This is a genomic window from Nocardia sp. NPDC003726, assembly GCF_053586955.1.
In genome coordinates this window covers 12,609-32,734 of the sequence record NZ_JBSFNF010000030.1, presented here as the reverse complement: position 1 = coordinate 32,734, position 20,126 = coordinate 12,609, and the positions used below count along the sequence as shown (strand labels likewise).

18 protein-coding genes are annotated in these 20,126 nt (G+C 67.9%); 8 read left to right on the top strand and 10 right to left on the bottom strand.

Annotation, left to right across the window (positions count from 1 at the left end):
- The first annotated feature begins 117 nt into the window (after window positions 1-117).
- Both ACWDMM_RS29225 and ACWDMM_RS29220 read left to right on the top strand, forming a co-directional pair.
- Entirely contained in the window at window positions 118-1,338 is a 1,221-nt protein-coding gene (locus ACWDMM_RS29225) for a phthiocerol/phthiodiolone dimycocerosyl transferase family protein (protein WP_449940504.1), read from the top strand.
- 179 nt (window positions 1,339-1,517) lie between these two features.
- Window positions 1,518-2,267 (top strand): SDR family oxidoreductase, encoded by a 750-nt coding sequence (locus tag ACWDMM_RS29220; protein ID WP_195079491.1) that lies wholly within the window; start codon window positions 1,518-1,520, stop codon window positions 2,265-2,267.
- A 59-nt stretch (window positions 2,268-2,326) separates the two neighbouring features.
- On the opposite strand, the gene ACWDMM_RS29215 is transcribed toward ACWDMM_RS29220, so the two are convergent.
- From ACWDMM_RS29215 to rpsF, 6 genes are all read right to left on the bottom strand, one after another.
- Window positions 2,327-4,000 carry a cutinase family protein gene (locus ACWDMM_RS29215; RefSeq protein WP_195079490.1) on the bottom strand — a complete coding sequence of 558 codons (1,674 nt, stop codon included), beginning with the start codon at window positions 3,998-4,000 and terminating at the stop codon, window positions 2,327-2,329.
- 252 nt (window positions 4,001-4,252) lie between these two features.
- A complete protein-coding gene (locus tag ACWDMM_RS29210; RefSeq protein ID WP_195079489.1) occupies window positions 4,253-6,910 on the bottom strand; it encodes a replicative DNA helicase in 2,658 nt (885 codons plus the stop codon).
- Window positions 6,911-7,538: 628 nt separating this feature from the next.
- Window positions 7,539-7,991 (bottom strand): 50S ribosomal protein L9, encoded by a 453-nt coding sequence (rplI, locus tag ACWDMM_RS29205; protein WP_067808439.1) that lies wholly within the window; start codon window positions 7,989-7,991, stop codon window positions 7,539-7,541.
- Between the two features lie 17 nt (window positions 7,992-8,008).
- Window positions 8,009-8,260 (bottom strand): 30S ribosomal protein S18, encoded by a 252-nt coding sequence (rpsR, locus tag ACWDMM_RS29200; RefSeq protein WP_067808438.1) that lies wholly within the window; start codon window positions 8,258-8,260, stop codon window positions 8,009-8,011.
- A gap of 57 nt (window positions 8,261-8,317) precedes the next feature.
- A complete protein-coding gene (locus ACWDMM_RS29195; protein ID WP_067808436.1) occupies window positions 8,318-8,851 on the bottom strand; it encodes a single-stranded DNA-binding protein in 534 nt (177 codons plus the stop codon).
- Between the two features lie 88 nt (window positions 8,852-8,939).
- Window positions 8,940-9,227, bottom strand: a complete 288-nt coding sequence (gene rpsF / locus ACWDMM_RS29190) for a 30S ribosomal protein S6 (RefSeq protein WP_039803204.1) — start codon at window positions 9,225-9,227, stop codon at window positions 8,940-8,942.
- A gap of 214 nt (window positions 9,228-9,441) precedes the next feature.
- Here rpsF and ACWDMM_RS29185 point away from each other — a divergent pair, with 214 nt between their 5' ends.
- The gene (locus ACWDMM_RS29185; RefSeq protein ID WP_449940499.1) at window positions 9,442-10,833 is read left to right on the top strand and encodes a hypothetical protein; all 1,392 of its coding nucleotides are present in this window, start codon (window positions 9,442-9,444) and stop codon (window positions 10,831-10,833) included.
- On the opposite strand, the gene ACWDMM_RS29180 is transcribed toward ACWDMM_RS29185, so the two are convergent.
- Window positions 10,830-11,363 (bottom strand): CGNR zinc finger domain-containing protein, encoded by a 534-nt coding sequence (locus tag ACWDMM_RS29180; RefSeq protein WP_449940497.1) that lies wholly within the window; start codon window positions 11,361-11,363, stop codon window positions 10,830-10,832. The genes ACWDMM_RS29185 and ACWDMM_RS29180 overlap by 4 nt on opposite strands.
- An 84-nt stretch (window positions 11,364-11,447) precedes the next feature.
- On the opposite strand from ACWDMM_RS29180, the gene ACWDMM_RS29175 reads away from it, so the two are divergent.
- Window positions 11,448-12,347, top strand: coding sequence for a DMT family transporter (locus ACWDMM_RS29175; protein WP_449940495.1), 900 nt, complete (start codon window positions 11,448-11,450; stop codon window positions 12,345-12,347).
- Window position 12,348: 1 nt separating this feature from the next.
- Here the strand turns inward: ACWDMM_RS29175 and ACWDMM_RS29170 are convergent, their stop codons facing one another.
- The 3 genes from ACWDMM_RS29170 to ACWDMM_RS29160 all read right to left on the bottom strand — a co-directional run bounded on the left by ACWDMM_RS29170 (window position 12,349) and on the right by ACWDMM_RS29160 (window position 14,903).
- Window positions 12,349-12,972, bottom strand: a complete 624-nt coding sequence (locus ACWDMM_RS29170) for a TerD family protein (RefSeq protein ID WP_449940493.1) — start codon at window positions 12,970-12,972, stop codon at window positions 12,349-12,351.
- A gap of 94 nt (window positions 12,973-13,066) precedes the next feature.
- Window positions 13,067-14,167, bottom strand: coding sequence for a DUF475 domain-containing protein (locus ACWDMM_RS29165; protein WP_195079485.1), 1,101 nt, complete (start codon window positions 14,165-14,167; stop codon window positions 13,067-13,069).
- A 160-nt stretch (window positions 14,168-14,327) separates the two neighbouring features.
- Window positions 14,328-14,903 (bottom strand): TerD family protein, encoded by a 576-nt coding sequence (locus ACWDMM_RS29160; RefSeq protein WP_067808425.1) that lies wholly within the window; start codon window positions 14,901-14,903, stop codon window positions 14,328-14,330.
- A gap of 237 nt (window positions 14,904-15,140) precedes the next feature.
- Here ACWDMM_RS29160 and ACWDMM_RS29155 point away from each other — a divergent pair, with 237 nt between their 5' ends.
- Genes ACWDMM_RS29155 through ACWDMM_RS29140 form a run of 4 tightly spaced genes read left to right on the top strand, consistent with a single transcriptional unit; the run spans window position 15,141 to window position 20,083 of the window.
- Window positions 15,141-16,265 carry a hypothetical protein gene (locus ACWDMM_RS29155; protein WP_449940531.1) on the top strand — a complete coding sequence of 375 codons (1,125 nt, stop codon included), beginning with the start codon at window positions 15,141-15,143 and terminating at the stop codon, window positions 16,263-16,265.
- A 13-nt stretch (window positions 16,266-16,278) separates the two neighbouring features.
- A complete protein-coding gene (locus tag ACWDMM_RS29150) occupies window positions 16,279-17,493 on the top strand; it encodes an HpcH/HpaI aldolase/citrate lyase family protein (RefSeq protein ID WP_195079484.1) in 1,215 nt (404 codons plus the stop codon).
- A complete protein-coding gene (locus ACWDMM_RS29145; RefSeq protein ID WP_357111078.1) occupies window positions 17,490-18,947 on the top strand; it encodes a phosphoribosyltransferase domain-containing protein in 1,458 nt (485 codons plus the stop codon). The genes ACWDMM_RS29150 and ACWDMM_RS29145 overlap by 4 nt, the downstream gene beginning before the upstream one ends.
- Window positions 18,944-20,083: a cysteine protease StiP family protein gene (locus ACWDMM_RS29140; protein ID WP_195079482.1), complete on the top strand. Its 1,140-nt coding sequence runs from the start codon at window positions 18,944-18,946 to the stop codon at window positions 20,081-20,083. The genes ACWDMM_RS29145 and ACWDMM_RS29140 overlap by 4 nt, the downstream gene beginning before the upstream one ends.
- Window positions 20,084-20,126 lie beyond the last annotated feature (43 nt).

The window sequence follows — 20,126 nt, the reverse complement described above, 5'->3', positions numbered from 1 at the left end:
CCCCGGTAAGGCCGGTGAGCACGGATCCGTGTCCCATTAGTCCTATTTGAGCGAATGGTGCGCGCGGACAACGCTGTTCGGGCTAGTCTTCGCCCGGAACGAAGGGAAGACATCATCGTGGTCGACGTGATCCGCCGGCTTGCCCCGAGCGAGGAGATGTTCGCCGCGGGCGAGGTCTTCATCGGTTACGCGGCACGGGTATCCGGCCGGTTGGACCTGCCCGCCTTGACGGCGGCCCTCGAGTCCGTCACCAGGGCGCACCCGATATTGCGCGCCCGCATCGAGTCGTCCGCGGAGGGCGGTCGCGTCTTCGTCGCGACGGACGCCACGCCGCAGATCTTCGTCGCCGACGGCAATCCCGAATCGGCGCTCACCGGAGCGAAATTCGATCAGCGCACGGGCGTCTGCGGACTCTGCGTGGTGCGCGACGGCGATACCGCGAGCGTCACCCTCGTGATCCATCACAGCATCGCGGACGCCTTCCACGCGTTCGTCATCGTCACCGAATTCTGGGCCGGGTATCGGGCCGCGGTCGGCGGCGCCACCCCCGAGGCGCCGGTACACGCGTTCCCCGACCCGGTGGAGCGCCTGCTCGCGGCGCGCGGCATCGAGAAGATGGCGCTGCCCGGCGCCGCGAACACCGCAGCCACGCCGCACGTCCCGCCGCCGCGCGACGACGACTACCCGACGCTGCGCACCACCCGATGCCTGCTCACCCGGGAGGAGACCACCGCGCTGGTCGCCGTCGGGCACCGCGAGAACGTCACGGTGCACGGCCTGGTGTCGGCCGCGCTGTTGCGGACCGAAGCCCAGATCCGCGAACTGCCGCTCACCGGCCTGCTCTACCTGTACTCCGTCGACCTGCGGACCAGGGTCAGCCCGCGAATCGGCGCCACCGAAGGGACCAACGTTCTCGGGTTCGCCAATTACCTCTCCCCCGCATCCGACGTGACGCTGGTGGAATCGGCCCGCGGCATCGGCGCGGCGCTGCACGCGGGCCTGTCCGCCGGCATCGTGCAGCGCACCCCGTTGAGCATCCCCGACATGGCGGCGGCGCCGCGCCCGGCTCTGCCGGGCGTGGTCATCGCGACCAACTGGGGCACCATCCCGCCGCTACCGGAACAGGACGAGCTGCGGATCGACGACTTCCACTCCGCCATGCTCGCGAAGCCGGACCTGACCGGACGCCGCCCGCAGCAACCCGGCGGCGGCACCTGTGTCATCAGCACGTTCGACGGGCGGCTGAGCGTGGAGATCCATCACCCCGAGGAATTCACGCAGATCCAGCGTCATCGCATCGAAGTGCTCGGCCGTCACCTCCGGGGCGTACCCGACTGACGAGGCCGTCGGGCGGTACGCCAACGGTGCGTCCGATTACGCCGTACCCCTCGCGCGTTGGCGGGCGAATCCGCATGACCACGCTGTTAGGGTTGGCCCTCCCAGGAAAACCCGTCAACAGTCGTTCGTCCTCGTGACGGGCGTCTCCCAGCTTCGACGAACGAAAGGAACGGCAACCGGTGGCCAACACAAGCGGCGGGCCTGCCCGAGTCGCAGTGGTAACGGGCGGTTCGCGCGGCATCGGCCGCGCGTGCGCCGAACGGCTCGCCGGTGACGGGTGCGCCGTCGTGCTGAACTTCGCGTCGAATGCCGCCGAAGCCGACAGCGCCGCCGAACAGATCCGCGGCGCGGGCGGCGTGGCGCTGACCGCACAGGGGGACGTGGCCGACGAATCCGCGATGGCCGCGGTGTTCGACCGGGCGGAAAGCGAATTCGGCGGCGTCGACGTCGTGGTGCACGCGGCGGGCCGGATGCATCTCGCGCCGGTGGCCGAGCTCGATCTGGCCGTGCTCGACAGCCTGCACCGGACCAATATTCGCGGCACTTTCGTCGTCGACCAGCAGGCGGCGCGCCGACTGCGGCCGGGCGGGGCGATCGTCAACTTCTCCACCTCGGTCGTCGGAACCGCGTTTCCGACGTACGGGGCCTACGTCGCCAGCAAGGGTGCCGTCGAGGCGCTGACCATGATCCTGGCGCGCGAATTGCGCGGCCGGGACGTGACGGTCAACGCGGTGGCGCCCGGCCCGACCGCAACGGACCTCTTCTTGGACGGAAAGGACGACGCCACCATCGCCCGGCTCGCCGACGCCGTGCCGCTGCAACGACTCGGCGCACCGGCCGACATCGCCGCCGTGGTGGCGTTTCTGGCCAGTCCGGACGGCCACTGGGTCAACGGCCAGATCATTCGCGCCAACGGCGGCTTGGTCTGAGCGAAGACGCCGAGGGCCGCGACCACGCCTGGAGGCTGTGATCGCGGCCCGTGGGTCGATCAGTTCGACGGTTTCGCGGTCGTGGTCGGCGCCGCTTGCGTTGTCGTCGTGGTCGATTCCGTGGTGGTGGGCTTGGTCGTCTCGACCGGAGCCGCGACCGGAGCCGGAGCGGGCGGCGTGGTGACCACCGGCGCCGAAGTGGTGCTCGAGCTCGGCGCCGCCGTCGGCCGCTCCGTGGTACCGGTCGTCGTCGGCGCGGCGCTGGTCGTCGTGGGCGCGGCGCTGGTCGGCTTCGGCGACGTGGTCGACGCCTTGGCCGGCTCGGTCGTCGGAGCCGCCGAGGTGGTCTCCACCGCCTTGTACACGGCGGCCAGATCCGCCGCCTGCGGCTTGGACGTCGGGTCGACCTGCTTGCCGGCCTGCGCCTGCTTCGCCAGGTGGGTGAGCCAGGCGGCGGCGTACTCCGCCGAGGTCAGCGGCTTGCCCGCGGCGGGATCGGCGTCGTCCCAGTAGTCGAAGTGGTGACCGGTGTGGTTCGGCCCGAGCGTGAGGTTGTACGGGTCGCTCAGGATCACCGGGATGGTGTTCTGGTTCGTCACGATCAGTCCGACGATCTCGTTGAGCACCTTCTGCGGCAGGTAGGCCAGCGGCGACATCTCGTTCGTGGAAATCGCCTCCGCCTGCGCAGGAGCCTTCTTCTCCCCCGGCTTGTACGCCGGATCCGACACCCGCAACAGCACCTGCAGGAAGGTCTCGTCGCTCTGCATCCAGTTCGGCTGCGACTGGATGTCCGCGAACGCCGCCATCGCGATCCGGCCGAGGACCACGGCGACGTCCTGCCCGGTCGCGGGCGTCAGCCCGTCGCGCTCGAGCGCGTCGACGTTCAACTGCCTGCCGACATTGACCACCAACTGCAGCAGGGAGATGTTCTGCGGCGCCGAGCAGGTGAGATCGCCGTCGGAGCAGAACGACGCGATCTTGCCGTTGAGCGCGCCGAAGTCGCCGCTGGTTCCTTGCACCGCGCCCTGTCCGGGGACCGGGTTGGCGCCGCTCTGATATTTCTGGTCGAAGCCGTCCGGATTGCCGAACGGGTCCTTCGATCCGGGGAACGGCCCGTCGCCCGCCGACCGGCCCGAATCGGCGAGGATGACGACGCCGACGACGTCGTCCGGGTCCACGATCCCGTAGGCGCCGTCCTGGCCGGGTTCCTGATGGCCGATCTTCATCGCGACACGGCGGACGACGTCGGCGCCCTCGCTGTATCCGACGATCGAGAACTTGGTGTCGGGGCACGCCTGGGCGATCTCCCGCATCACCCGTTCGGTGTTCTCGACACCGGCGTTGACGGCGTCCTCATAGGTGGACATATTCGCCGGATAGGCGATGTAGACCGCGGCGTACGCGTCCGGATCGACGTCGTCGGCGGGTGCGTTGACCACCGGATCGACCCACTCGCTGCTGTGATCGCCCGACAGCGCCGCGGGCAAAGGGTTGCCGTTCGCGTCCACCAGCATCTTGGTGGTGCCCTCCACCGGAGTGTCGTTGCGACCGGCCACCGAGATGGTGACCATGTCGCGGCATTCCGTGACGGACGTCGTGAGCCGCGTATCCCTGGTTTCCGGCGTCGAGGTCAGCGCCAACGAGGCGACGACGACCGCCGCCACTCCCAACGCCGCCGGTGCGGCCACCGCCGAAGCGATACGATGCCGCGCGAAGAACTCGCGAAGAGCCATGTCCTGATTCCCATTCCATACACCGACAAAGTGGACGGACAAGCCCCCCGACGGGCCATACGTCACCGAGGACGTCGTGGCCGGGGCCCTGAGCGTTACTTGATGCCGGATGGAAGGGTTCGAACCCCGAAGCGTCTTCCGCCTACCCAGCGCGTCGGAGCACCGCTCGGCGGCGTCGTCGACCGGCGACGACGCCGCGCCGCGAGGTCATCGGGACGCACACGGCGCCCCGATGCTCATCGCCGGCAGAACTCAGCCGCGCGCCATGTCCACGAACCGCGACAAATGCAATTGGTGGGCGACAGTAATTGTCGCGGTAGGACCGTTACGGTGTTTGCCGAGAATAAGGTCCGCCTCACCGCCGCGCGGGTCGTCGCGCTCGAAAGCATCGGGACGATGCAACAGGATGACCATATCCGCATCTTGTTCCAGGGAGTTGTGCGCCGAGATTCCCTGCGCGACGAAATTGTGTGTTCCTGGCACGGTGCCGTCGTAGACGTCCTGCTCACCGAGGCTGGTGATGTCGACGATCTTGTCCCAGAAGACATCGTTCGTGGCGAACATTTCGATTTCTGCGTCTTCCAGCACTGCTGCCACCCGAGCCAGCCGGGATCGACTGGGCGAGTGCCTCCACATCGTCGATCCGCAGAAACGTGAACCCATCGCCGCCGAGAATTCGCGGTGCGTCATGCCCTTGGCGCTCAGCAGCGTACGAACCTTCGACCAAACCTCGCGGGGAACCGTGTCGACGTTGGTATTGCGTGTCATCGGCTCCAATTGGGCAAGGGCTGCTCGGGCGGACTGCCCCCGTGCGCCGTGCACCCCGATGTCACGCAGGAAGATCGTCTGATTCTCCGCGCCGTCGATAGTGAGATGCCAACAATCCCGGTAGCCGGACTTGGTGACTTTTTTGATGCGGCCGTGCACGCCCAAGCGCAGCAGCAATTGGACTACATCGTCGATCAGGCGGCGGCTGGTGGATGCGTAGTAGATCCTCGCCTGACGTCCCTTCGCATCCCAGCGCACGGAGCCATCCGTTGCCCAGAGATGATGCAGGAACAATGCTATCTGATCATTCGGAAGCGCGAAGACGCGCTTGGGTACGAACTTCTCATAGCTGCGCAGACCGAACAGTCCCAGTTCATCCAGCCACGCGGCAACCGGATTGCGTTTGCCGCGCGCAAGTCGGTTCGGAGCGCGCAGCCGAAGCGTCGTGACCCTCGCTGCCGCATAGTCGTCACGAGCGACGGTAACGCCGAAATGCGTCGCTGCTTCGGTGACCGCCGCCAGGTTTTCCTCATCGACGCTGGCATAGCGCAGCGGCTGCCGCTTCACGCAGGAGCCGTCGCCGATCATGTGGGCGAGCAGGATGACCTCGGCATCGGGCATCCGCGACGTGTGTACCGGCTCCGGTACCCGACGAGGAGTGGCGAGTCGGTCGCCGACCGACAGCTTCTCGAGCGGAATCCAGCCATCCAAGGTCAAGAACGGATGGTTTCCCGTCGCTTCCACTTCTCGGCCCGATGCCAGGCGCAGGCGGAACACTTCTTTGCGCCCGCTGGAGAACACCTTCACCATCGGTCGGGCAACCATCCGCATCCGTTCATCGAGCGACCACACCAACGGCCGCTCCCCGCTCGACAGCAGGTCGCCGAGCGTGGTCTCGTCGCCGGTGTCGGCGCGGAGGATGCGGGTGCTGGCGGGCATGCAGCCCGATTCGCGGAGATCGGACACCATGGGGCGCTTGTCGGTTCGCTGTTCGGGACCGCGGTTGAGCTGGCTGATCGCGACCACCGGCACTTCGAGTTCCTTGGCCAGCAGTTTCAAGTTACGGGAGAAGTCCGAGACTTCCTGCTGACGGGATTCGACCTTTTTGCCCGACGTCATCAGCTGGAGGTAATCCACCACCACGAGTTTCAAATCGTGGCGCTGTTTGAGCCGTCGCGCTTTGGCGCGGATTTCCATCATCGTCAGGTTCGGCGAATCGTCCACGAACAGCGGCGCTTCGCTGATCTCACTCATCCGCCGCGCCAGCTTGGTCCAGTCGTCGTCGCTCATCCGCCCGGACCGCATATCCCCGAGCTTGATCTTCGCCTCCGCCGACAACAACCGCATGACGATTTCGGTGCGACTCATCTCCAGTGAGAAGATGACGCTCGCCAAGCCGTGCTTGATCGAGCAGCTGCGCATGAAATCCATTCCCAGCGTCGATTTACCAACTCCAGGCCTGGCGGCGACGATGATCATCTGGCCCGGGTGCAAACCGTTGGTGATTTCGTCGAGTTCGGTGAAACCTGTGGGGACGCCGAGGGATATGCCGCCGCGGCTGGCGATGGAGTCGATCTCGTCCATCGTCGGCTGGAGCAATTCTTCGAGGGGGAGGAAGTCTTCGCTGGTGCGGCGTTCGGTGACCTCGTAGACCTCGGCTTGGGCGCGGTCGACCACCTCGGCGACGTCCTGGCCGTCGGCGCCCGCGTAGCCGTACTGGACGATGCGGGTGCCCGCCTCGACCAAGCGGCGCAGAATGGCCTTCTCGGCGACGATCTCGGCGTAGTAGCCCGCGTTGGCCGCGGTTGGCACGGTCTGGGTGAGCGTGACCAGATAGGGCGCGCCGCCGATGCGCTTGAGCTCGCCACGGCGGTCGAGGCCCGCGGCGACGGTCACCGGGTCGGCGGGCTCCCCGCGCCCGTAGAGATCCAGGATCGTGTCGTAGATGGCCTGATGGGCGGGGCGGTAGAAATCGCCGGGCCGAAGCACCTCGACCACGTCGGCGATGGCGTCCTTGCTCAACAGCATGCCGCCGAGCACCGACTGCTCGGCCGCCATGTCGTGCGGAGGCTGGCGACCGAAATCTTCGCCGGGAGGTTCGGGCGGGAAATCCGTGTGCCCGCGGTCATCGGTGGTTGTCACCAGACTCGACCGTCCTCTCTACCCCGCGACCGGGATGCACCCTGTCGACTCGTTTTACTCCCGGGCACCGACACGTTCGTCCAAGCCGTTGACCAGGGCTCCAGCTACCGCCGCGGCACCGGTCCGTGCGGGCGCTGGGGAGCGGTCGGCGCGCAGCGATGCGACGAACCTAGGCGACCCGCAGGGCGGGCACCAAACCGTCCTGTGCACACAGCTGTGGATAACTTGGGGAGAGTTCACCCAACCGTGTGCACCCCCTGTGTACAACTTGGGGAAAACCCAGTCCGACAAGGTCAAATACGCAGATAGACATGGGCTTCCACGCTTTTCCAGGTGTGGATTAAGGAAGCACCGGCGTGTCGTCCAAGTTGAACAGCCGGGCGTGTTGGGTTAACAGCACGTGAGCCGCATATGACCTGAATCACATTGCGAACGGTCGGTTCCGCCAGTAATCCACAGGCTGGGTAAACCGGGCGCCGGTGGAGTACGCGATGGCGCCCAGATTGTCCCGAATGACGCTCTCGCTCATTCGGCAAATAATTGGCTACTAATCAGCGCTTAGCAGCGGGCACAATCGAGGACCACTCCCGTCCACAGACGGGGGTGGTCCTCGACGTGATGCCCTGAATCAGGCGGCGGTGACCGTCAGGTCGAACTTCGCCACCACGTCCGGGTGCAGGTGCACCGCGATGCCGTGCTTGCCGGTCGTCTTGATGTGCGCCTTCGGCAGCTCGATGCTGCGCTTGTCGACGACGGGGCCGCCCGCCGCCTTGACGGCCGCGGCGACGTCCGACTGGGTCACCGAGCCGAACAGCTTGCCGGTGCCGGCGGTCTTCACCGCCAGGGAGACCGACTCCAGGCCCTCGATGGCCTGCTTCAGCTCGTTGGCGTGGTCCAGGTCGCGCACCCGGCGGGCTTCCTGCGCCCGGCGGATGCCCTCGACCTGCTTCTGCGCGCCACGGCTGGCCACGATCGCCAGGCCGCGCGGCAGCAGGTAATTGCGGCCGTAGCCGTCCTTGACCTCAACGGTGTCGCCGGGGGCACCGAGGTTGTCCACATCAGCGGTAAGAATCAACTTCATTGGCGTGCCTCCCTTTCTCAGCGAGCCGTCGACACGTAAGGCAGCAGGGCGACCTCACGCGAGTTCTTGACCGCAACCGCGATATCGCGCTGGTGCTGCACGCAGTTGCCGGTGACGCGGCGGGCGCGGATCTTGCCGCGGTCGCTGACGTACTTGCGCAGCAACGCCGTGTCCTTGTAATCGATCGTGACGCTTCCGGTCTTGCTCTCCTTGCAGAACGAGCAAGCCTTCTTCTTCAGCACCTTTTCGCGCGCGGGCGCTTTAGGCATGGTCTTGTACTCCGTAATCAGTGATGGCCCGAATCGGCCGGGCCGTTGTGGCCGTTCTCAGAACGGCGGTTCGTCATCCATGCGGCTGCCCCCGAAGGAGCCTGCCGCGGGCGCACTGCCCCACGGGTCGTCCTCGGCACCGCCGGAACGCCCACCGCCACCACCGGAGGAGGCATAGCCGCCACCGCCGCCGGAGCCGGACCCGAAGCCGCCGCCTCCGCTGCCGCGGCTGGTCTTGTTGACCTTCGCGGTGGCGTAGCGCAGCGAGGGACCGACCTCGTCGACCTCGAGCTCGACGACCGTGCGCTTCTCACCCTCGCGGGTTTCGTAGGAGCGCTGCTTGAGTCGTCCGCTCACGATGACACGGGAACCCCTGGTCAGGCTTTCGGCGACATTCTCCGCGGCCTCGCGCCAGATATTGCAGCGCAGGAACAGCGCTTCGCCGTCTTTCCATTCGTTCGAATTACGGTCGAACACACGGGGAGTCGACGCGACGGTGAAATTCGCCACCGCCTGTCCCGCCGGTGTGAATCGAAGCTCCGGGTCGGCCGTCAGATTTCCGATGACGGTGATGACCGTGTCGCCTGCCATGTGGTTCCTCCTGCTCGGTGTGCAGTCCGCGTCTCGCTGTTGCGCTAGAGCCTAGGCACAGGCTCCGACGCAAACGAGGGTTGCCGGACTACTTGTCGTGGCGCAGAACCTTGGTGCGCAGCACCGACTCGTTGAGACCGAGCTGGCGGTCGAGTTCGCTCACGGTGGCGGGCTCGGCGGTCAGGTCGACCACGGCGTAGATGCCCTCGGCGTGCTTGGCGATCTCGTAGGCGAGCCTGCGGCGGCCCCAGATGTCGACCTTGTCGATCTTGCCGCCCTCGGTGCGAACGACACTGAGCAGGTTGTCCAGCGACGGACCAACAGTGCGCTCGTCCAGGCTCGGATCGAGGATGACCATCACTTCGTAATGACGCACGGACCAATCACCTCCTGTGGACTAGGAAACGGCCACGGACGGTCCGTGGCAGGAGGGTCGTTGCGTCAGCAACCCGAACAGGCTACATGAGCGGCGGCTGAGCAGTGAAATCACCCCGGCGAGCCGCCCCGGCGCCATGCGGCGGGCGGCCGCGTTCACATCCGTTGGAAGGGGAACGGCGCCACGCCCGGGAGCGTCCGCTTAGGGTTGATCCATGCCGACCGGACTCGCCGCCAGCGACCTGCCCGCGGGTGGTGTGCGACGCCGCGCGGCATTCGCCGTGGTGGTGGTGCTGCTCTGCGGCCTGGTCCTCGCGCTGGCCTATGCGAACAAGGCGCGCTGCGCGGGTGCGCCGTTCGACCGGGACGGGCGCAGCACGGTTTTCGACGTCGTCAAGGATTCGGACGTCTGCTATTCCGACATCCAATTCCTCTGGCTCGGCCGGGATATCAACGAGCACGTCTTTCCCTATGTGAGCGGCGGCATCACCGACGGCGGCGCGTTGGTCGGCGGCGCGGTGGAGTATCCGGTGCTCAGTGGCGTGCTGATGTGGATCGGCGCGGTCGGCGCGGACAACGACGCCGATTTCCTGCGCTACTCGGCGCTGCTGCTGGCGCCCTTCGCGCTGCTGACCGCATGGATGCTGGCCCGTCTGGCCGGGGGCGCGGCCCTGCTGTGGGCGGCCGGACCGCCGCTGGTCCTGTATGCCTTCCACAACTGGGAGCTTCCGGTCGTGTGCACGGCGGTCGCGGCCGTCTACGTGATGTCGGCGCTGACCCGCTACTCCGTGCGTACCAGAGGCATCGTGGCCGCGGTGCTGCTCGGGCTCGGATTCTGCCTCAAGCTGTATCCGGGGATCTTCGTGTTGCCTTTGCTGGCCTACGTGCTGACCGGCGGTGGCGAGCGCGACGCGGAGGGCGGTGATCGCGAGCCGGACGTCCGTGGCGCTCTGCTCACCGCGGCCGCGGCGATCGGCACCGTGGTCGTGGTCAACCTGCCGTTCGCCCTGGTGGGATACGAGGGCTGGCGCGCGTCCATCACGTTCCAGCAGTTGCGTCAGGCCGACATCACCACGAATTCGATCTGGTACTGGGGACTTCGGCCGATGTTCGGTCCCGACGCGCGCAGCGAGGCGGCGTTCCAGCAGGTGGTCTCGGTCGCCTCGCCCGTGCTGGTGCTCGCGGCGTTCGCGCTGGCCATGGTGCTCGGCTGGCGGCGTTATCTGACCACCGGCGTATTTCCCTGGGTCGGTGTGAGCGGTGCGATGCTGTGTGGATTCCTGTTGCTCCACAAAGTGCATTCCCCGCAGTACACCCTCTGGCTGGTGCCGTTCCTGGTGCTGCTCCGGATTCCCTGGTGGTTGATCGGCAGCTATCTCGTCGCCGACGCGGCCATCGGCATCGGAGTGTTCCGCTATTTCTACTCGATGGGTCAGGGCACCTCGGTCGAGCTGATGGAGCGCATCGTCCAATTCGGTGTGTGGGGGCGCGCGAGTCTGCTGATCGTCTTCTTCTTCGTCTTCCTGTGGGTGGCGCCGCGCGGAACTCGTTCGACCTCTGCCCATGTGCCGCAGCCCGGCTCGCGCAAGTTGGTCCCGGTGGTCTAGTGCCCACCGTGCCGGGCGCGGAAGGCGGCGCTTTTGGCGCGGTTGCCGCACAGGGTCATGTCGCACCAACGGCGTGAGCCGCCGCGGGAAGTGTCCACGTACAGCCGGGTGCATGCGGTGCGACCGCACTCTTTGACCAGTGCGCTGCTGCCCAGCAGCTCGATCGCGGATCGCGCGACGGCGGCCAAGGCCGCGTCCGTGTCGCCGGAGCGGACGACCGTGCCATCGGCGCGCAGGCTGACCGCCGGTGGGGCGCTGCCGGCGAATTCGTTGACGGTCCGGCGGTCGGCTTCATCGAAGGCGCTGTCCCGGGTGCCGGCCAGCGCCATGCGGTAGGCCGCCTCGCGCAGGCGCACCGCCCGCGCGAGGGTGCCGGCGTCGCTGAGCGGAGGGCTGTCGAGCAGCCCCGCGGCGACGAACCAGTCGGCCAGCGCCGCGGGGCTGGTGAGGACGTCCTCGAACGTGGTCGAGCGCCCCTTGACGGTGCCGGCGAAGTCCAGGGCGAGGTTGCCGCTCACGAAGGTGAACACGTGCTCATAGTAACCGTCTTGACAGGTTAGTGGGCCGGGTGCCACGGTGATAACCGCCCAAGGTGGTTATTCAAGGGAGGTTCCGTGCAGAACCGATTCGCGACGGTGGCCGCGCAGCCGCTGTTCGTCTTGCTGTGGAGCAGTGCGTTCATCGCCGGGGTTATCGGGGTAGGCGCCGCGCCGCCGCTGTTCGTGCTGTTCGTGCGCTTCGCCGTCGCGGGCGTGCTGCTGACGGCCTACGCCTGCATCGCGCGGGCGACTTGGCCGCAAGGCGCCCAGCTGCGTCACGTGCTCGTCGCCGGGTTGCTGATGCAGATGGTCCAGTTCGGCGCGTTCTACACGGCAATGGCCGAACATGTCTCGGCGGCGGTGATCGCGCTGGTGCAGGGCTTGAATCCGGTGGTCATCGCTCTGTGCGCCGGACTGATCGGCGAAGTCGTCGCGATGCGGCAGTGGTTCGGTTTCGGCATCGGCGGTATCGGAGTCGCGCTCGCCGTGTTCGACCGATCCCACTTCTCCCTGACCGGATTGCTGCTGTGCGTGGCGGGTCTTCTCGGCCTGAGCATCGGCACCGTGTACCAGAAGCGGTTCACACCCGCCGTCGATCCGAAAGCGGCCACGGCGCTGCACGTGGCGGTCAGCGCGCCGATCGCGGGGGCATTGGCCTGGCTGTCGGGCCAAGTGCACGTGTCGGACATGAGCCGGTTCGCCGGGTCGCTCACCTGGATGGTGCTGGTGAACTCCATGGCGGCGTTCCTGCTGCTCAACGCCATGTTGCGCCGGTGGGACGCGACCAGGGTGGGCAAGCTGTTCTTCGCGACGCCCGCGGTGACCGCGATCCTGGCCTGGCTGCTGATCGATCAGCCGCTGCGACCGCTGACGGTCGCCGGGCTGGCTGTCGGCCTGGTCGGCTTGGTGTTCGCCGCTCGCAAGCCGACGACGTCGCCGGTGGTCGGGCGGCAGCCGGCGCCGGTGACGCGTTGACCTACTTGCGCCCCGCCTGCCACTGCATGCCCCACTGGTAGGCCTGGTCCGGTTCGCGCTGGGCGCCGTGGACGTAGTGCACTTCCCGGTGCACGGTGATCCCGGCGCCCTGGTTCTGCAGCAGGGCGATAGCGCACGAGCGGGCGCCGTCCACCGGAGAGTCGAGGCGGACCTCGACCTGCGGACCGGCGGTGGGATAGAGCGTCACCACACCGTCGGCGGCGGCCCAGTTGGGCACGCCCTCGTAGATGAAGGCGAAGATCAGGATGCGCCGGAACAGTTCGGGCCGGGCCAGATCGATGTGCAGGTTCTCGCCCGCCGCGGCCGAACCGCTGCGATCGTCGCCGTCGAGCCGGATGTGGGGCTCGCCCTCGAGCGTGCCGAAGTTGCCGCCGATCGCCTGGACGACGCCCTTGGCGCCGTTGGACAGTTCGTAGAGGCAGCCGAGGTCCAGATCGATGGCCTTGGCGCGGCGGAAGAATCCTCGCGGGCCGCTCGACCAGTTCAGGTTGACCCGCATGGTGCCCTGCTGCTCACCGGGCTTGGTCAGGTTGATGCTCGGTGTCGCCTTCGACAGAGTCACCTTCGACAGGTTGACGCCGCCGGGGTTGTCGTTGATCCCCATGGCGCGATCCCCCCTCTGTGGAAACGAGAGCGGCAGCGGCCATCCTTCGGGATGGGGCCGCTGCCGCAACGGGTCTTCGGCTGCTTGCCAGGCCTCAGCCTACCGGCGTCGGTTCCCGTTCGCTGTCCAGTTCCTCTTCGTCTGCCCGGCCGTTGCGGACGATGCTGGTGATGAACGCCGCGCCGATGAACGCGACGCCGACCAGTCCGGTGACGATCTCGTTGATGTGCACGCCGATCGAGACCAGCAGGATCGCCGCCAGCGCGCCGATCGCCCAGTGCGCGCCGTGCTCCAGATAGACGTACTCCGACAGCGTGCCCTTGCGGACCAGGTACACCGTGATCGACCGGACGAACATGGCGCCGATCAGGCCGAGGCCGAGCGCGATGATGATCGGGTCGGAGGTGATGGCGAACGCGCCGATCACGCCGTCGAAGGAGAACGACGCGTCGAGCACCTCCAGGTAGAGGAACAGGAAGAAGCCCGCCTTACCGGTGGCCTTGGCCAGTTCGGACGGGCCGCCTTCGGTGTGCTCCTCGGTGTGGAACATGGAGCCGAGGCCGTCCACCGCGATGTAGGTGATCATGCCCAGCAGGCCCGCCACCAGGACGGTGGAGCGGTGCGCCTCGTCGGCGATGTACTCCGCCGTGAGGATCAGGCCCGCGCCCGCGACCACCACGGAGAGCATGTCCAGCTTGCCCGCCTTGGCCAGCGGCCGCTCCAGCCAGCTCAGCCAGGTGATGTCGCGTTCCTCGAAGATGAAGTTGAGGAACAGCAGGGCCAGGAACATGCCGCCGAACGCCGCGATCTGCGGGTGCGCGTCGGTGAGCAGTTTCTCGTAGCTGGGGCTGCCGTCGGGGAAGGTCAGGGCGCCGTCCGGGGGCGGGTTGAGGGCCAGGTCGAAGGCCCGGACCGGATCCAGCCCCGCGGTGATCCAGACGATCGCCAGCGGGAAGACCAACCGCATGCCGAACACGGCGATCAGCACGCCGATGGTGAGGAAGATGCGCTGCCAGAACGCGCTCATCCGTTCCAGGACGGTGGCGTTGATCACGGCGTTGTCGAACGAGAGCGACACCTCGAGGATGCCGAGGATCGCGGCGAGCGCGAGGGCGGTCGGTCCGCCGTACACGACGGCGACGACGAGCGACAGCACCGTGACGACGAGGGACATGCCGAATATGCGCAGGACCACGCTGGGACCTTTCGTGAGTGAAGAACGAGGCGGCGACGGTTGCTACCAGGGTGGCCGCTGGATCGCCGGTTGTCCAACGTTGCTCCCAGGGCGCCGGCATGCCTGGGTCGCACGACGAGGGGGCCCGTAGCCGGGCCCCCTGTGAACGGCGAAGTGTTCCTTAGACGTTCACGCCGTAGTCACGGGCGATGCCCGCGAGGCCGGAGGCGTAACCCTGGCCGATCGCGCGGAACTTCCACTCCGCGCCGTTGCGGTACAGCTCACCGAAGACCATGGCGGTCTCGGTGGAGGCGTCCTCGGTGAGGTCGTAGCGGGCGAGCTCCTCGCCGTTGCTGCGGTCCACGACGCGGATGTAGGCGTTGCGGACCTGGCCGAAGGACTGCGACCGGGAGTCGGCGTCGTAGATCGAGACCGGGAAGAAGATGCTCTCGATCGTGGGCGGGGTGTTCGCCAGGTCGACGTTGATGACCTCGTCGTCGCCCTCGCCCTCGCCGGTCCGGTTGTCGCCCGCGTGCTCGATCGAGCCCTCGGGGGAACGCAGGTTGTTGAAGAAGACGAAGTGCTGGTCGGACAGGACCTTCTTGTCCGCGCCGGTGGCGATGGCGCTGGCGTCGAGGTCGAAGTCGGTGCCGGTGGTGGTCCGCACATCCCACCCCAGGCCGACCGCAACAGCGGTGAGGTTAGGCGCCGCCTTGGTCAGCGAGACATTGCCGCCCTTGGACAAACTGACACCCATGCGGGATTCCCTTTCAATAGTCCGTCATTGGTTCCCAGCATGTCCGAATCGCCGGGGACGCCATCGACAGTAGTAGGTTTCCGCGAACTTGCGTAGGAACCCGCGTAACCCCCGGCGAACAGGAACATCTCCTACCATCGGGGCGTGGCAGGCCGGAGGCGTGGATGGTTCCGTTCGTCGGGAAACGACGAGTGGATCGAGCATGCCCGCACGACGCTCGCGACCGCGTTCCTGGACATGGATCGCCGCCAGAGCGCGGCCGAGGCGGCGGTGCACGCGGCCGAGCAGATCTTCCCCGAGCGGCGCACGGGCGCGCGCTGGGAACCGGTGCGCCACAGGTGCTATGGCGCCGCGGAAGTGTACCTGACGCTGAGCACGGAGCTGGAAGCCGCGCAGCAGGGCGGCCCTCCGGTGCCGCAGGGCAGGCAACGCGTCGACGCCGCGGTGCGGCAACTGACCGACGCGGCGCGGGCGGTCGACGAGTTCTATCGCGGCGACCAGGGCAAGCTGGAAGAGGCGGTGGCGGTGCTCGGCGCCGTGCCGCAGTTGGTCCAGCGGGTGAAGGCCGACGCGGCCGGTGTGCGCGGGCGGGCCGCCGAATCGGAGTTCGCGGATTATCCCTCGGTGCGCAGGCACGCCGCCGCGGTCGATGAGGCGCTGGTCACACTGGAGGCGGCGGGTTCAGACGCACCCGGTGGCACCGTGCGGGAGGCCGCGATCCGTCTCCAGACGGTCACCAAGGAGCTGGCGGATGCTTTGGCGCAGGCGCCATCTCGGGCGGCGGCGGCGAACACCGCGATATCGTCGGTGACAACCCGCATTGCCGCCGTCCGGACCAGGGCCGAAGGCGTTGCGCCCGCGTTCTCGGCGCTGCTGCGCGAGTTCAATGCTGCGAGTTCGGCCGATCTGGCTAACAATGAGCGGGAAAGCCAGCGAGCCATCGAGGCCGCGGACGCGGCCCTGGGCAGGGCGCGTGCGGCGGCGGCAGAGAACAATCCGGAGTTTGCACTTGAACTGACCACATCCGCGCGCGGGTTCCTCGCCGAGGCCGAGCAGCGAGTCGACGCCGTCACCAAGCGGCTGGCCCTGCTGCGTGCGATCCGGTCCGACCCGCAAGAACACGCCAAGGCCGTACGATTCCGGCTGCGGGACGCGCAGATGCTCGCGGTGAGCCGCGGGCTGGTCGCCGAATGGGGTTCGGTCCTCGACGCGCAAGCGGCGCGAATCGACCGAATCAGCGAAACACTGTCGGGGCGCCACCCCGACTACTGGGCCTATGTGGCGGAACTGGATGCCGTCACCGAATTCATAGCCGGGGTAGTGGATCGAATGAGAAAACAATCAGGACCACGACGAGAATGAGGATGGGGCAACGATGACCGCAGGCATCGCCGTCCAGCAGGAGGTTTCCCTGCGGAAGCGAATGCCGCTGCGCCACTTCCGGCAGTTGCACGGCCCAGAGGCGAGGCGTCTTTTCCACCGGCAGCCCGAGGCGTTCGGCGACGACGACACCGATCGCGAGCTGCTCGCCATCGGCCTCGGCGCCACGCTGTACGCGCCGGCGACCAGGCCCGATCTCGCGGAGACGATCGGCAGGCGCGCCGCGCACGGCGTGTGTTCGATGGTGATCGACCTCGAGGACGCGGTCGCCGATCACGAAGTGGAGTACGCCAAGCGCCAGACCGTGGCCGCGCTGGATCTGCTCGCGGGCAGCCACGACGCCAACCCGCTGCTGTTCGTGCGGGTGCGCGACGCGGACACGATCACCGAGCTCATCGAGCAACTCGGGCCGGGAGCCAAGGTGCTGACCGGGTTCGTGTTCCCGAAGTTCGACAGCGTCACCGGGCCGAAGTACCTCAACGCGCTGAACGTGGCGGCCCAGCGGGTGGACCGGCCGCTGTACGGAATGCCGGTGCTGGAGTCGGCGGGGCTGGTGCACCGGGAGACCCGCGATTACGAGCTGACCCAGATCGCGGCGCTGCTGGCCGCGCACCGGGACCGGGTGCTGGCGGTGCGGGTCGGCGCGACCGACATGTGCTCGACCTTCGGCATCCGCCGCGACCGCGACCTGACCATCTACGACGTGCGCGTGGTCGCCGACGTGATCGCCGACATCGTGAACTACCTCGGGCGCGCGGACGGGACCGGTTTCGTCATCACGGGGCCGGTGTGGGAGTACTTCGCCGATCACGAACGGATGTTCCGTCCGCTGCTGCGGACCGCGCCGTTCGAGGAATCCGACGCGGTGCCGTTCCGGCAGTACCTGGTCAGCCGGGATCTGGACGGTTTGCTGCGGGAGATCACACTGGACCGGGCCAACGGCATCCAGGGCAAGACGGTGATCCACCCGTCCCACGTTGCGGCCGTGCACGCGCTGTCGGTGGTGACGCACGAGGAGTACTCGGACGCGCTGGACATCCTGCGCGACGACGTCGGCGGCGTTGCGGCCTCCGGCTACCGGAACAAGATGAACGAGATGCGGCCGCATCGCAGCTGGGCGCGGCAGACACTGCTGCGCGCGCGGGTGTTCGGCGTGGCGAACAAGGGAGTGTCGTTCGTGGATCTGCTGACGGCGTTGGTCACCGTATGAGCCGGGCCGCTACCGAATTCGACAACCGAACACCTTGGGCGACAAAAGTTCTCGGCATCGAACTGCATCACGACACCAGCGGCGCACCGGACCGGCTGCGCACCGCGCGGCTGCCGATCACGGCCTTGGTGCGGCCGGGAGTGCGCCACAACAATCGGCGCAGGGCGCACCTGTTGGTCTCCACCGTGCTCGGCAAGCACCTGCCGACCGATCCGCGGGTGGTGCTCGGCGCGGGCGATCACCTCGGCGATCTGGTCCGCGCGGTGCTCGGTGAGCGCCCAGCCGTCGTGCTCGGATTCGCCGAGACCGCAACCGGTCTCGGCCATTGCGTGGCAGCGCGGATCGGCGCGAGCTGCTATCTGCATTCGACCCGGCGCGCGGTGCCGCACGCGACGACGCTCGCCGGGTTCGAGGAGGGGCACTCGCACGCCACTTCCCACCTGCTGCAACCGGCGCCGGCCGACATCTTCGTCAACGATCTGCCGCTGGTGCTGGTGGACGACGAGATCTCCACCGGTGACACCGCGATCGACGCGGTGCGGGCACTGCACGCCTTCGCGCCCCGCACGCACTATGTGCTCGCGTCACTGGTCGATCTGCGCACCGATGCCCAGCGGGCCGGATTCGATGCCGTGGCAGCCGAACTCGGGGCGCGCATCGACACGGTGTGCCTCGCCACCGGCCGCGCGTCGCTGCCCGACGGGCTGGTGGACGCGGTCGGCGCGCTTCCCGAACCTCGGCTGAACCCGACCGCCGGGCACACCGGTTCGTTCGGACGAGTCGAACTCCCCTGGCCGGCCGCTGTGCCGGAGGGCGGCAGGCACGGCATCCTCGCCTCCGACACCGGCGCGTTCGAGGCCGCGCTGGCGGACGCGGGACGGGCGCTGGCCGCTCGGCTCGACGCCGACTTCCCCGGCCGGAACGTCATCGTGCTCGGGCACGAGGAGCTGATGTACCTGCCCCTGCGGCTGGCGGCGCTGCTCGCCGAGTCGGGGACGTCCACGCGTTTCCAGACCACCACGCGATCGCCCGCGTACGTGCTGGACGAGCCGGGGTATCCGTTGCGGCGGGGATTCCGGTTCGTCGCGCCCGAACCGGGCGATGCCGCGCCGCGGTATCTGTACAACGCGCAGTGGCCGGAGACCTCGCTCGACCTGTTCGAGGCCGACCTCGCGGGGCTGGGTGCGCTGCTCACCGGTTCGTCACACGGCGATGCCGTCGCGATTTCGGACGACGGCGTCGACAGTGGCGCCGAGGGCGACGGCCCGGCCGCCGACCCGGTGCTCGTCGTCGTGGTCGACTCGCCCGCCGATACCGCGGAGCTGACGGCCGAGCACGGGCTGATCGACGTGCTGACCGCTTCCGGGGCCGACGTCCTGCTCGCGGTGCTGCCGGAAGCGGACCCGCGGCGGCTGCACGCCGAGCGCATGGAGTCGAACGGGAGCCGGGTATGACGAGCACCGAGGTGGGCGCGCTACCGGCCCCACTGCACGGACCGGAGTTCGGCTCCTACGCGGCCGAAGAGGTCTCCTGGCTGCTGAAAGACCTGTCGGATATCGATCTGGAAGCCGACATCGCCGAGCGGGAACGGCGGATCCAGGCCGGGAAGGCGCACTACGCGGAGTCGCTGCCGATCGAGTATCAGCCCGACGCGTCGTACCGGGCGCTGTTCGACGAGGTGCTCGCGGCCAGCGCCGAACGGCTCGCGCTGGCCGTGGCGACCGTGTCGGAGCTGGTGATCGCCGAGCGCGGCGAGAACATCGTCCTGGTCTCGCTGGCGCGTGCGGGCACGCCGGTCGGCATTCTGATGCGCCGCTGGCTGCGGGCGCGGCGCCCGAGCCTGGAGGTGCCGCACTACGCGGTGTCGATCGTGCGGGATCGCGGCATCGACGCCGTGGCGCTGGACTATCTGGCCGAGCATCACGATCCGTCCTCGGTCGTGTTCGTGGACGGATGGACCGGCAAAGGCGCGATCACCCGCGAGCTGACCGAAGCGCTGGACGCCTATCATGCCGCGGGCGGTCCGCGGTTCGACGACGAATTGGCGGTGCTGGCCGATCCCGGGCACTGCGTGCGCACCTACGGCACCCGCGACGACTTCCTCATCGCGTCGGCCTGCCTGAACTCGACGGTCTCCGGCTTGGTTTCGCGCACGGTCCTGAACGACACCCTGATCGGGCCGGGCGAGTTCCACGGCGCCAAGTTCTACCGCGAACTGGCCGGTGACGACGTGTCCGGGCGTCTGCTCGACACCGTGAGCGGCGCGTTCGACGCGGTGCGCGACCGGGTGCCCGCCGAGGTGGCCGCGATCCGCGCGAGCGACCGGACGCCCACCTGGACCGGCTGGACGTCGGTGGAGCAGGTACAGCAGCGATACGGCATTCCCAGCGTGAACTTCGTGAAGCCAGGGGTCGGCGAGACCACACGGGTGCTGCTGCGGCGGGTGCCGTGGCGGGTGCTGGTACGCGAGGCGGACGCGCCGGAGCACGCGCACATCAGGATGCTGGCCTCGGCCAGGGGCGTCCCGGTCGAAGTCGTCGCCGACCTGGCATATTCGTGCATGGGACTGATCAAGGATGTGCAGCAGTGAACCTATCCACGCCGACCCGCCGAAGACGCGCGCTGATCGCGAC